Below are 12,848 nucleotides of genomic sequence, written 5' to 3' on the forward strand. Positions count from 1 at the left end.
AGGCGGTGCGGGATGACCGCGCACGCGGTGCCGGTCCGGGAACGCCCCCTGGCCTCGGCCCTGATCGAGATCGAGACGGTGGCGGCCCGGCGGCTGCGCAGACTGCGCCGGGCGCCGGGCAGGCTGGTCGGCATCATCATGAACCCGATCATCGTGCTGGTGGCCTTCGGCTATCTGCTCGGCGACTCGGTGGTGGCGCCCGGCAACGGCGAGTACACCGAGTACATCTTCGCCGGCGGGCTGATGCAGGTCGGGCTGGCGGGCATCACGCCGACGGCGGTGGCGGTGGCGCTGGACCTGCGCAGCGGCCTGGTCGACCGGCTGCGCTCGCTGCCGATCTCCCGGGCCACCGTCCTGGTCGGCAACTCGCTCGGCGACCTGGTGATGGGACTGCTGGGCATCGCCGTGGTCACCCTCGCCGGCCTGCTGCTGGGCTGGCGCCCGCACACCGACCCGCTCTCCGTGCTCGCCGGGTTCGGGGTGGCCGCCGTGTTCGTCTACGCCATGGTCTGGGTCGGCATCATGCTCGGCCTGCTCTGGCGCAACCTGGAGACCATCGAGTCCGTCGGCGGCCTCATCGCGGTGGTGTTCTCCTTCCTGTCCACGGGGTTCATCTCGCCCGACCGGATGCCCGCGCTGGTCCGCCCGATCGCCGAGTGGAACCCGGTCAGCGCCGTGGTCACCGCGGTGCGCGACCTGTGGGGCAACCCGCAGAACGTCTCCGGGTTCGCCGCCACCCACTCCGCCCTCGTGGTCGTGCTCTCCCTCGCCGCCGTACTGGCGGTGACCGGCACGATCAGCATCCGCCGCTACCGCTCCAGCAACCGCTGAGCCGTCCCACCGAAGGAGCCGACGATGTCGAGGCAGCCGTCATGACCGCGCACCCGGCCGAGCGGGCCGACCCGCGCTTCCCGGACCTGGCCGACCCGCGCACGTTCATCGACACCGACCTGCCCGCCCTGTGGCGCACCCTGCGCGCCGAGGCGCCGGTGCACTGGAACCCGCCCGCCGAGGACCGGCCCGGCTTCTGGGCCGTCACCCGCTACGAGGACGTACTGGCGGTCTACAAGGACAACCGCAGGTTCACCTCCGAGCAGGGCAATGTGCTCTCCACCCTGCTCCAGGGCGGTGACTCCGCGGCCGGCAAGATGCTCGCCGTCACCGACGGGCCCCGGCACCGCGAGACCCGCAAGCTGATGCTGAAGTCGTTCTCCCCGCGTGTCCTGGAGCACGTCGGCCACCTGGTGCGCCGCCGCACCCAGCGGCTGATCGCCGAGGTGGTGGCCCGGGGCGAGGCGGACTTCGCCACCGATGTCGCGGACCACATCCCGATCAACACCATCGGCGACCTGATGGACATCCCGGTGGCCGACCGCGGCAAGCTCGTGGAGTGGAACAACCGCACCCTGTCCCGCTACGACGAGCAGGACTCGCAGTTGGAGGAGTGGCTGGCCCGCAACGAGATCCTGCTGTACTTCGGTGAACTGGCCCGCGAGCGGCGCAGATCGCCGGGGGAGGACGTGGTCAGCGCGCTGGCCACCGGGCTGGTGGACGGCGAGCCGCTCACCGAGGACGAGATCGTCTTCAACTGCTACAGCCTGGTGCTCGGCGCCGACGAGTCCAGCCGGATGTCCTCCATCGGCGCCCTGATCGCGCTGGCCGGACACCCCGACCAGTGGCGGGCGCTGAAGACCGGCGAGGTCAGCATCGCCGAGGCCACCGAGGAGGTGCTGCGCTGGACGACGCCCGCGATGCACTTCGGCCGCCGGGCCCTGGAGGACGTACCGCTGGGCGACCGGGTGATCCGGGCCGGTGACGTGGTGACGCTGTGGAACTCCTCGGCCAACTTCGACGAGGAGGTCTTCCCGGACGCACAGCGGTTCGACCTCGGCCGCAAGCCCAACCGGCACGTCGCTTTCGGCCACGGCCCGCATTACTGCATCGGCGCGTTCCTGGGCCGCGCGCACGTTTCCGCGGTGCTGGAGGCATTGCGCGACCAGGTCGCCGCGGTGGAAATCCGCGGCGAGCCGCGGCGGCTGTTCTCCAATTTCGTCTACGGATATCTGGGACTGCCGGTCGCTTTGACCGAAGAACGGTGACGACGCGTACAGAAGGAGTGGGGAAATGAGCGGCAATCCTTTCGACGACGAGAACGGTACGTTCCTGGTGCTGGCCAACGCCGAGGAACAGCACTCGATCTGGCCGGCCTTCGCCGAGGTGCCCGACGGCTGGACGGTCGTGCACCCGGAGAGCGGCCGGGCCGAGGCGCTGGAGTACGTCGAGCGGCACTGGAGCGACATGCGGCCCCGGTCGCTGCGGGAACGCGCGGCCCAGCGGTGACCCACGCCATCAGGGCCGAGGGCCTCGCCCGGCACTACGGCGGGGTGACCGCGCTGGCCGGCATCGACCTGGAGGTGGCGGCGGGCACCGTGCTGGGCCTGCTCGGCCCCAACGGGGCGGGCAAGACGACCGCGGTGCGCATCCTCACCACGCTGCTGAAACCCAGCGGCGGCCGGGCCGAGGTGGCCGGCTACGACGTGGCCCGCGAACCGGCCCGGGTGCGCTCGCGGATCGGGCTGGCCGGGCAGTACGCGGCGGTCGACGAACTGCTCACCGGCCGGGAGAACCTGGTGATGTTCGGCCGGCTGCTGCACCTGAGCCGCGCCGTGGCCCGGGACCGCGCGGACGAGCTGGTGCGCCGGTTCGAACTGACCCAGGCCGCCGACCGGCCGGCGGGCACCTACTCCGGCGGTATGCGCCGGCGCCTGGACCTGGCGAGCTGCCTGATCGGCTCGCCGGAGGTGCTCTTCCTCGACGAGCCGACGGTGGGCCTGGACCCGGCCAGCCGGATCGTGCTGTGGAGCACCGTCCGCGCCCTGGTCGACGACGGCATGACGGTGCTGCTGACCACCCAGTACCTGGACGAGGCCGACTGGCTGGCCGACGAGGTCGCCGTGATCGAGTCCGGCCGGACCATCGCGGCCGGCACCCCGGAGGAGCTCAAGCGCAAGGTCGGCGAGGACCGGCTGGAGGTGCAGCTCGTCGCCTCGGCCGGCCCCGGGGAGACCGCCGCCGCCACCGCGTCGGCGGTGCGCGTGCTCACCCCCATCGCCCAGGCGCCGCCCACCGTGGACCAGGTCACCGGGCGGATCTCCGTACAGCTCAACGACGGCGCCCAGGGCGTCGGCGCCGCCGCGGTCGCGCTGCGCGAGGCGGGCGTGGACGTCGCGGACTTCGTGCTGCGCAGGCCCACGCTGGACGACGTGTTCCTCAACCTGGTCGGCCACTCGGCCGACAACGGCTGACGCCCGTATCCGCGCGGCGGTATTTCCAGTGCCTCGTCGCATCCGGTCGAGGCGAATCCCGAAGAACCCGGAGGACGGGGTATGAGCGAAGTGAGCAGCAGCATTCGGGTGCGTGAGGACATGTACGCGGGCTGGCTGAGCGCCGCGGTGTACAGCGCCGCGCGACTGCGGGTGGCCGACCACCTGGCCGACGGCCCGCTCGGCGTCGACGAGCTGGCCGAGCGGACCGGCACCGACGCCGGCTCGCTGTACCGGCTGCTGCGCGCGCTGGCCGGCGCCGGGTACTTCCGCGAGGAGGAGGGCCGGCGGTTCGCGATCACCCCGCTCGCCGGGTACCTGCGCAGCGACACCGAGGACTCGGTCAAGGACCTGGTGCTGTTCTACGGCCGGGAGGTCTACCGGGCCTACGGGGCGCTGGCCGACGCCGTGCGCACCGGCGAGCGCGCGTTCGACATGGAGTACGGCATGCCGCTGTGGGACTACCTCAACACGGTCCGGGACACCGGCGACGCGTTCCGCAAGGGCATGGGCGCCGCCACCTGGACCGAGCAGTTGCCGCTGCCCCGGACGTACTCCTTCGACGGCATCGACACCCTGGTCGACGTCGGCGGCGGCACCGGCTCGATGCTCGCCGCCGTGCTGCACGAGCACCCCGGCATGAAGGGCGTGCTGGTGGAGATCCCCGCCGGGATCGACCACACCATGCGGCACTTCAAGGAGGCGGACGTCCAGGACCGGGTCGAGGTGCGCGAGGGCAGCGCCTTCGACGAACTGCCCGAGGGCGACGCCTACCTGATCAGTTGTGTGCTGCACGCGATGGACGACGAGCAGAGCGTGCGGGCGCTGCGCCGGATGCGGGAGTCGATCCGGCCGGGCGGCCGGGTGATCGTCCTGGAGCGGATCGTGCCGCCGGGCAACGAGCCGGGGCTGGCCCGGATGCTGGACCTGACCATGATGCTGATGAACGGCGGCAAGGAGCGCACCGAGCAGGAGTGGCGCGACCTGTTCACCGCGAGCGGCTTCCGGTTCACCCGCGCGGTGGAGATGCCGTACTTCCAGGGCGGGGCGGAGCTGTACGCCATCGAGGGCGTCCCCGTCGAGGACTGAGCCGGCCGGGCCCGACCAGGCTCCCGTGCCGCGAGCCGAGACGCACCCGTGGTCTCGGCTCGCCGGACCGGGAGCCTCGTCATGTCCGAAGGCCGGAAGACGTCCCTGACAAATGGCTGACAAGAGGCTGACGAGCGGCTGACACGGGGCTGACGCATATCGGCGGGTTGTCCACCGCGGAAAAGGTAGGGCTAGCCCCATGTTCCGCACGGACCACGGCTCGCTAGGGTCATTTCCGTGCCGGCGACCTTGCTTCCGGCGGATCGGCTTTCCGCACGATTTTCCGAGCATTCGTATCCGCGGTCGGCCCGAACCGGTGGAATTACCAGGACCTAGGAGATCTTCATGCGTGCGAAGCAAGGGCGACCGACCTCGGACGAGCTGTTGCGCTTACAGGACGTCCGCAAGGTGTACGGACGCTCCCGCAACAGCGTGGAGGCGCTGGCCGGTGTGACGCTGGGCTTCCGGCGGCACACCTTCACCGCCGTGATGGGTCCCTCCGGCTCCGGCAAGAGCACCTTCCTGCACTGCGCGGCCCTGCTGGACCGGCCCACCTCCGGCAGCGTCCTGCTGGAGGGCGAGGACCTGACGACCATGAAGGAACGGTCGCTGACCAAGCTGCGCAGGAACCGGATCGGGTTCGTCTTCCAGAGCTTCAACCTGCTGCCCGCGCTCAACGTCGTGGACAACGTGACGCTGCCGCTGCGCCTGGCCGGCAAGCGGCCCAACCGCCGGCTGGTCGACGAGGTCATCGAGCGCACCGGACTGACCGCCCGCCGCAAGCACCGCCCCGGCGAGCTGTCCGGCGGCCAGCAGCAGCGCGTGGCCATCGCCCGCGCCCTGGTCACCCAGCCGGTCCTGCTGTTCGGGGACGAGCCCACGGGCGCCCTGGACACCGAGACCGCGCTGGAGATCCTGGGGCTGCTGCGCTCGGCGGTCGACACCGGCGAGCAGACCGCGGTGGTCGTCACCCACGACCCGGTGGTCGCCTCGCACGCCGACCGCGTGGTGTTCCTGGTGGACGGCCGGGTCAGCGCCGAACTGGAGCGGCCCACCGTCCAGGAGGTGGCCCGGCAGATGACCCAGCTCGGCGCCTGGGCCCGCCGGCAGCAGCCCACCCGCCCGGAGCGGGTGATCTGATGCTGCGGCTCGCGCTCAAGACCCTGCGCTACCGCAAGGGCGGCTTCCTGGCCTCGCTGATCGCGCTGTTCGTCGGCGCCGTGGTGGTCCAGGGCTGCGGCGGTCTGATGGAGACCGGCATCCGCGCCAACGTGGCGGCGCAGCGGCTCGCGGCGGCGCCCGTGGTGGTGACCGGCGACCAGGACTACCCCGGCCACGCGGTCGGGACCGCGACCGACCCGATGACCGAACGCGTCCTGCTGGACGAGGACCTGGTGGCCACCGTCGCCGGGGTGCCCGGCGTCACCGCGGCCGTACCGGACGTGTCGGTGCCGATCACCTCGCTGGCCGGCCGGCCCGCCGAGGCGTTCGGCCACGGCTGGTCCAGCGCCCGGCTCGCACCGTACAAGCTGGTCGACGGCGCCGAGCCGGCCGCCTCCGGCGAGGTCGTGGTGGACCGCGGCACCGCGCGGAAGCTGGACCTGCGGCCGGGCGCGAAGCTGTCGGCGTCGGTGCGCGGCGTCCCGCACGACTTCACCGTCAGCGGGGTCGCCGAGAGCCGCACGGCCGGCGGGGCGGCGCTGCTGTTCACCGACGACGAGGCCACCAGGCTGTACGACCGGCCCGGACGGATCGACGACATCGGCGTGCTCGCCGCCGCCGGCACCGACCCGGTGAAGCTCGCGGCCGCGGTCGACAAGGCCGTCGCCGGCCGCGGCGCCCAGGTGCTGCACGGCAACGACCGCGGGATCGCCGAGTTCCCGGACGCGATCAGCGGCAAGCAGAACCTGATCCCGGTCGCGGGCGCGTTCGGCGGCCTGGCCACCATGGTCGCGATCTTCGTGGTGGGCAGCACCGTCGGCATGCTGATGCAGCAGCGCCGCCGGGAGATGGCGCTGCTGCGCACCACCGGGGTCACGCCGGGGCAACTGCGCCGCATGGTGATGGCCGAGACGTTCGTCATCGCGGTGCTCGCGGCCGCCCTCTCCCTCGCCCCCGGGCAGGCGTTCGGCCGGTTCATGTACGACATCCTGGTCGACCAGGGCCTGATCCCCGGCGAGATGATCTTCAGTCAGGGTTTCGTGCCGCGGCTCACCGGCTTCGGCGCCACCCTGTTCGCGGCGCTGGCCGCCGCGTTCATCGCCTCCCGCCGGGTGTCGAAGGTCCGGCCGACCGAGGCGATGGCCGAGGCGACGCTGCAGACCCGCTGGATGAGCCCGATCCGCGGCGTCCTGGCGTTCCTGTTCCTGGGCGGCGCGACCGCGCTGGCGATCGTGACCGCGTCGGTGATGACCGGGCCGATCGCGGCGAGCACCGCCGGGCCGGCCGCGATGCTGTGGGCGGTGGGGATCGCGCTGGTCTCCCCGGGCCTGTGCCGCTGGCTGGCGGCGCTGCTGCGCTGGCCCATCGGCTGGTTCACCGGGCTGTCGGGTCGGCTGGCGATGCTCAACGCGTCGGTGCGCAAGGTCCGGCTGGCCTCGGCGGTCATCCCGATCATGCTGGCGACCGGGCTGGCCACGGCGCTGATCTATCTGCAGACCAGTCAGGAGGACGCCAACAGCCGGATCTTCGCCGAGGGGCTGAAGGCCGACGCGGTGGTGAGTTCCGCCTCCGGCGCGCTGCCGCCCTCGCTGGTGGACACCCTCGCGGGGCTGCCGGAGGTCTCCGGGGCGTCCGCCTCGGTCTCCAGTGAGGCGCGCCTGGAGACCGTGGTGAAGCCGGGCAAGGGCGAGGACGACCTGACCACGGCCCGCGAGGTCGAGCCCAGCCGGATCGACCTGCAAGGGGTCACGGCGGCCGGCGCCCGCCAGACCCTCGGGCGCCCGACGGTTCAGGGCGACTACTCCCGGCTGACCGGCGACAGCATCGTGCTGCCCACGGACGTGCTCAAGGACCGCGGCAAGCACATCGGCGACCAGGTGCGCCTGCGCTGGGGCGACGGCGAGGCGAGCACGATGACGGTGGTCGGATCGTTCGACCCGCCGCGCGGCTTCGGCTACGCGATGGTGCCCGCTGACGCGCTGCTGCCCCGCACCACCACCGGCCTGCTGCCGCAGATTCTGGTCAAGGGCGAGCGGGGCGTGTCGACCGAGGAGCTGAAGACGGCGGTGCGCAAGGCGGCCGGCGATCTGCCCGGGGTGGCCGTCGTGGACCGTCAGGAAGCCACCGTGGCGCACACCGAGAGCGACCAGAGCGGCCGGGTGGCGAGCTATCTGCTGGCCTCGGTCGTGGTCGGCTACGCGGTGATCGCGCTGGTCAACTCGCTGATCGTGGCGACCGCCGAGCGGCGGGGCGAGTTCGCCCTGCAACGGCTGATCGGCTCCACCCGCAGCCAGGTGATGTGGATGATGTCGGTCGAGGCCCTGGTGACCGCCCTGGTCGGCATCGTGCTCGGCACCGGGGTCGCGGCCGGCTCACTGGTCCCGTTCGGCATGGCCCTGGACGGGTCGGTGCTGCCCAGCGGACCCGGGTGGATCTATCCGACGATCCTGGTGACCGCCGTGGCGCTCACCTTCGCCACGATCCTCTTCCCGACCTCGGTCGCGCTGCGGGCCAAGCCCGTGGAAGCCGCGGTCGCCCCCTGACCGGGGTCCGGCCACCCCCCGGCCGGACCCCTACCGTGCGGCAACCCCCCGGTGTCCGGGGGGAGTCCGCGCCGGAGCACCGCGGCGGCAGGTGAATCCCCCGGCCTGCCGCCGCGGTCCGATCACGACACGCAGGAACTGTCCGCCGGCATCCAGCACGACGGGTCGGGGACCTCCGGCGGCCCGTCCGGCAGGTCGCCCAGCCACGACCGGTAGCTCGGGAAGGACCGCGCATAGTGGTAGTAGAAGCCGCGAATGATCTCCACCAGCCGGCGTGCGGTACCGCTGCTCAAGGCGTCCCGGTGCCACACCAGCGTCAACTCCGTGTACTGGGTGTCGGCCAGCGGGACGACCCGTACGTCGGAGGTGGCCCCGGTCAGCGGGGTGAGCGCCGCCGCCCCCACGTGCCGTACCCAGCTCATGGCCTCGTGATGGCCGCCCGCGTAGTGCGAGACGCGGCGGTCGCGCCGGCCGAGGGCGCCGAGCAGATGCCGTTCGACGGGAGAGAACCAGTGCTGCTGGGCATAGCCGATCCACCACAGTCCGTCCAACTGGGAGGCGCTGAGCACCGCGTGGTCCGCCAGCGGGTGGGAGACGGGCAGCGCCAGCCAGACCGGATCGCGCACGATGGTCTCCTTGGCCAGGTCGCGGTCGCGCAGCCGCACCGGTGCGACCGAGCCCATGCCGGAGACCATCGCCGCGCCGAGCGCACCGCGCTGCACCTTGTCGACGGCGTCCGCCGACAGGATGGTCTCGGTCTGCATGTCGATCTTGGGGAGCATCGTGCGCAGCGCGCTCCGCAGGGTCGGCGGCGTCCACTCCGCGGTGCCGAACCGCAGGGTGCCCGAGGTGTCGACGGCCGCCTCCGCGATCACCGCGTCGGCCTGCTCGGCCAGCGCGGCGAGCTTGGGGATCACCCGCTCGCCGAGCGGGGTGGGGATGACGCCGTTGCGGGTGCGCACGAACAGGCTGCCTCCCACGGCCTTCTCGATCCGGCGCAACTGGGCCGACAGGCTCGGCTGCGGTATACCGATCTTCATCGCGGCTTTCGACAGGCTCCCCGTCGCGTTGATCATCTCGACGACACGCGCATGCCGGACCTCGATCTCCATGCCCCCGTACCTTCCCCATGGCAGCCAGAAGCTGCTGCGAGCGAAGCGATGCCCTGTTCGGTCCCTGGCCGGACGTTTGCGGCGGCGGCACTCACCAAGTCGTGCGGCGGCGCGTCTCCTCAGGCGGCCGGGAGTCAACGGGTTTCTCGGCGCCGCTGAACCGGCCCGGTACGGCCTCCGGAGGACAGCGGTTTCCAGAGACCCCAAGCCCATAATAATAATGGCGTTTCTTTTTTCAAGGAGCCCAACAGGGCCGCCCGTTGGGCACCTGCCGGCCCGCTCCGGGAAGGATCACGGTGACGCGACCAAGGGCGGCGGGCACCCGGCGGGCACCGGCCGGCGCGGCCGCCGGGGACCGGCCGTGCCGCTGACCGGGCCGGGCGCCGGTGTCACACGGCGGTGCACCCGCCGTCCACGGGCACCGCCGCGCCGGTGACGAAGGAGGCATGGTCACTGAGGAGCCAGGCGGCGGCCCGGGCGATCTCCTCCGGTTCCGCGAACCGGGGCTGGACGGCCCGCGCCACGGCGGCCTGCTCCAGAGGCGGCACCCGGGCGATGGCACCCTCCATCAGCTCGGTGCGGGTCGCGCCGACCACCAGCGCGTTGACCCGGATGCCCCGCTGACCGTACTCGGCCGCGGCCGCCCGCGTCAGACCCAGCACGGCGTGCTTGGCGGCCACATAAGGCGATACCGCGCCGGTGGCGAACACACCGGCGGTACTGGAGGTGTTGACGATCGCTCCGCCCCCGCCCTGCCGCAGCATGACCGGGATCTCCCGTTTCAGGCAGTTCCACACGCCCCGCACGTTGACGTCCATGATCTGGTCGAAGACGGCGTCGTCCGTCTCGTGCAGCTCGCTGCCGATGCTCCCCCAGCCGGCGTTGTTGAACGCCCCGTCCAGCCCGCCGAAGTCGCGCACCGCGGTGCCGACCGCGCGGTCCACGTCCGCCGGGACGGTCACGTCCCCCGCCGCCACCGCGGCCCGGCCGCCGGCGGCGGCTATCTCCTCGGCCAGGGCGCGCAATCGCTCCTCGCGCCGGGCCATCAGCACCACCGCCGCCCCCTCGGCCGCGAACAGCGTGGCGGCGGCGGCCCCGATCCCGCTGGACGCCCCCGTGACCAGCACTGTCCTGCCCCGCAGCGATCCCGTACGGTCCTCCATGGCGGCTCCCCTCACCGGTACCGGTCGGCTGATCGTAGCCGGACGGCGTCAGGGCGCCGGGCGCCCGCGGCCCGCGCCCAGCTCGATCCTGCGGGCCGCACTGGGCACCGCGACGGCCGGCAGCAGGCACCGCCAGATCTCCTCCACCCGCTGGGGCAGGTCCCGGTGCCGGGCCTCGACGTACGAGTGCATCTGGGCGCCGGTACAGGCGTTCACCACCAGCCGGGCGACCGCCTCCACGTCGGTGCCGGTGCGCAGCTCCCGCAGCCGGCGGGCGGCGCGCAGCTCCGGCAGCAGCAGTCCGGCCCACTGGTCGTGCGAGTTCCGCTCCGGCTCCATGAACCGCTCCTGCTCCCACACCAGCCGGGCCCCCGCCTGCAGCACGGGGTCGTCCAGCAACTGGTACGCCCAGGTCAGCGTCACGTCGACGACGCGCTGCAGACCGTGGGAGGGGTGCGGGGGGACCACGAAGTCCGGCTGCCGGGACACGATGTCACGGGCCAGCTCGTTCTTCGACGGGAAGTGGAAGTACACCGCTCCCAGGGTGACACCGGCCCGGTCCGCGATCCGCGACACGCTGGCACCGGCGAAGCCCCGCTCCTTGAACTCCTCGGAGGCCGCCAGCACCACGGCGGCGCGGGTCCGTTCGGCCCGCTCCTGCTTCACTACCCGACCAGTCATGCGCCGCCCCCGAGGGCACCTCCCGCGAAGAGAAGAGAAAAGTTCTCATCATTCTATCCGCGCCGGCCGTGCCGACCGGCCGCGCGACCCGCGCCGATCCGCGCATCCCCACCGACCCCTATCCGCGGAACCGACCGTTCCGCACCGGAGGTTCTCATGACCGTCGAACGCATGGTGATGGAGTTGTTCCAGCAGCAGGCAGCACGGTGGCCGGACCGCCCGGCGGTGGTCGGGGACGGGGGCCGCCTGACCTACGCGGAGCTGGAGGGGGCCACGGCCCGTGTCGCCCACGCGCTGGCCGGCCACGGCGCGGGCACGGACCAGCCGGTGGCCGTGCTCACCGGCCGCGGCACCGGCCAACTGGTCGCCCTGCTGGGCGTGTTACGGTCCGGCGCCCCCTATGTCTGCCTCGACGTCGAACAGCCGGAACACCGGCTGACGGCGCAACTGGCCGACTCGGGCGCCCGCATCCTGCTCACCGACCGTCCGGCGCCCGGCTTCGGCGGTACGGTGCTCCGCCCCGACGCGCTGCCGCCCGCCCCGGCCGTCCGCCCCCGGCCCCCCGAACCCGCCGACCTGGCCTGCCTCGTCTACACCTCCGGGTCGACCGGTACGCCCAAGGGCGTGGCGGTCACCCACGGTGCGCTGGCGAACTACGCCCGGCACGTGGTGTCCCTGCTCGACTGCGCCGACCGGCCCCGGTCGTTCGCCAGCGTCACCAGCCTCGCCACGGACCTCGGGAACACCGCCGTGTTCCCCGCGCTGATCTCCGGGGGCTGCGTCCACCTGGTCCCCGCCGAGGTGGTGCTCGACCCGGACAGCTTCGCCCGCTACGCGCGCACCCACGGCATCGACCACCTGAAGATCACCCCGTCCCACCTCGCGGCGCTGCTGAGCTACCAGGACGCCGACGTGCTGCCCAGGGAGGCGCTGCTGCTCGGCGGGGAGGCGCTGCCCTGGGAGCTCGTCGACCGGGTCCGCGCTCAGGGCCGGTGCCGGATCATCAACCACTACGGGCCCACCGAGACGACGGTCGGTTCGCTGACGTACGAGGTGGGGCCCGCGGAGGCGGCCCGGCGGGCGGGCGCGACCGTGCCCATCGGCCGGCCCGTGCGGGCCACGGAGGTCCGGGTGGTCGACGCCCGACTGGAGCGGGTCCCGGACGGGACGGCGGGGGAGCTGCTGATCTCGGGTGCCGGGCTGGCGCGCGGCTACTGGCGGGCGCCGGAGCAGACCGCGCGGCGCTTCGTCACCCTCGACGACGGCACCCGGGCCTACCGGACCGGGGACCGGGTGCGCCGCCTGGACGACGGGTCGGTGGAGTTCCTCGGGCGGCTCGACCAGCAGCTCAAGATCCGCGGGCACCGGGTGGAGCCGGGCGAGGTCGAGGCGGCGCTGCGCGGCCATCCGGCGGTGGCCCGGGCCGCCGTCACCCCGGTCCGCGACGGCATGGGGCAGCAGGTCCTGGCCGCCTTCGTGGTGCCGGCCCCCGCCGCCGCGCCGAGCGTACGGGAGCTGCGGGTCCACCTGAGCGGGCTGCTGCCGCCGCACATGGTCCCGACGAGCGTGGAGGTCGTCTCCGCGCTGCCCTTCACCCTGAGCGGCAAGCTCGACCGCCGCGCCCTGGCCCACCGGGTCCACCGCACGGCGACCCCGGCGGAGCACCGCTGACGACGCACCGGCCGGCCCCGGGATCGGGGCCGGCCGGTCCACGGGGGCAGGCGGGGCGGCGGTCCATGGGTCGTCAGGATCGGCCGGCCCGGCCGCCCCGCACGG

General features: G+C 72.9%; 11 protein-coding genes. 8 read left to right on the forward strand and 3 right to left on the reverse strand.

The features are described from left to right. Positions 1 to 12: 12 nt before the first annotated feature. The 7 genes from IE316_RS19265 (at position 13) to IE316_RS19295 (ending at position 8,116) form a co-directional block, all read left to right on the forward strand. Entirely contained in the window at positions 13 to 831 is an 819-nt protein-coding gene (locus IE316_RS19265) for an ABC transporter permease (RefSeq protein WP_190205644.1), read from the forward strand. A gap of 41 nt (positions 832 to 872) precedes the next feature. Continuing rightward, complete coding sequence (locus IE316_RS19270) at positions 873 to 2,099, forward strand: cytochrome P450 (RefSeq protein ID WP_190205645.1); 1,227 nt, start codon at positions 873 to 875, stop codon at positions 2,097 to 2,099. Positions 2,100 to 2,124: 25 nt separating this feature from the next. Beyond that, positions 2,125 to 2,340, forward strand: a complete 216-nt coding sequence (locus tag IE316_RS19275; RefSeq protein WP_190205646.1) for an MbtH family protein — start codon at positions 2,125 to 2,127, stop codon at positions 2,338 to 2,340. Further along, entirely contained in the window at positions 2,337 to 3,305 is a 969-nt protein-coding gene (locus tag IE316_RS19280; RefSeq protein WP_190205647.1) for an ATP-binding cassette domain-containing protein, read from the forward strand. The genes IE316_RS19275 and IE316_RS19280 overlap by 4 nt, the downstream gene beginning before the upstream one ends. Before the next feature lie 81 nt (positions 3,306 to 3,386). Next, a complete protein-coding gene (locus tag IE316_RS19285) occupies positions 3,387 to 4,412 on the forward strand; it encodes a methyltransferase (protein ID WP_190205648.1) in 1,026 nt (341 codons plus the stop codon). A gap of 345 nt (positions 4,413 to 4,757) precedes the next feature. Beyond that, a complete protein-coding gene (locus IE316_RS19290) occupies positions 4,758 to 5,552 on the forward strand; it encodes an ABC transporter ATP-binding protein (protein ID WP_190205649.1) in 795 nt (264 codons plus the stop codon). Continuing rightward, positions 5,552 to 8,116, forward strand: coding sequence for an FtsX-like permease family protein (locus tag IE316_RS19295; protein ID WP_190205650.1), 2,565 nt, complete (start codon positions 5,552 to 5,554; stop codon positions 8,114 to 8,116). The genes IE316_RS19290 and IE316_RS19295 overlap by 1 nt, the downstream gene beginning before the upstream one ends. A gap of 122 nt (positions 8,117 to 8,238) precedes the next feature. On the opposite strand, the gene IE316_RS19300 is transcribed toward IE316_RS19295, so the two are convergent. The 3 genes from IE316_RS19300 to IE316_RS19310 all read right to left on the reverse strand — a co-directional run bounded on the left by IE316_RS19300 (position 8,239) and on the right by IE316_RS19310 (position 11,072). After that, positions 8,239 to 9,228 (reverse strand): LysR family transcriptional regulator, encoded by a 990-nt coding sequence (locus IE316_RS19300; RefSeq protein WP_190205651.1) that lies wholly within the window; start codon positions 9,226 to 9,228, stop codon positions 8,239 to 8,241. Between the two features lie 389 nt (positions 9,229 to 9,617). After that, positions 9,618 to 10,391, reverse strand: coding sequence for an SDR family NAD(P)-dependent oxidoreductase (locus IE316_RS19305; protein WP_190205652.1), 774 nt, complete (start codon positions 10,389 to 10,391; stop codon positions 9,618 to 9,620). 48 nt (positions 10,392 to 10,439) lie between these two features. Beyond that, positions 10,440 to 11,072 carry a ScbR family autoregulator-binding transcription factor gene (locus tag IE316_RS19310; protein ID WP_190205653.1) on the reverse strand — a complete coding sequence of 211 codons (633 nt, stop codon included), beginning with the start codon at positions 11,070 to 11,072 and terminating at the stop codon, positions 10,440 to 10,442. 156 nt (positions 11,073 to 11,228) lie between these two features. On the opposite strand from IE316_RS19310, the gene IE316_RS19315 reads away from it, so the two are divergent. After that, positions 11,229 to 12,743 carry an amino acid adenylation domain-containing protein gene (locus IE316_RS19315; protein ID WP_190205654.1) on the forward strand — a complete coding sequence of 505 codons (1,515 nt, stop codon included), beginning with the start codon at positions 11,229 to 11,231 and terminating at the stop codon, positions 12,741 to 12,743. Positions 12,744 to 12,848 lie beyond the last annotated feature (105 nt).

Source organism: Streptomyces fumanus (assembly GCF_014655295.1).
Taxonomy (GTDB): domain Bacteria; phylum Actinomycetota; class Actinomycetes; order Streptomycetales; family Streptomycetaceae; genus Streptomyces; species Streptomyces fumanus.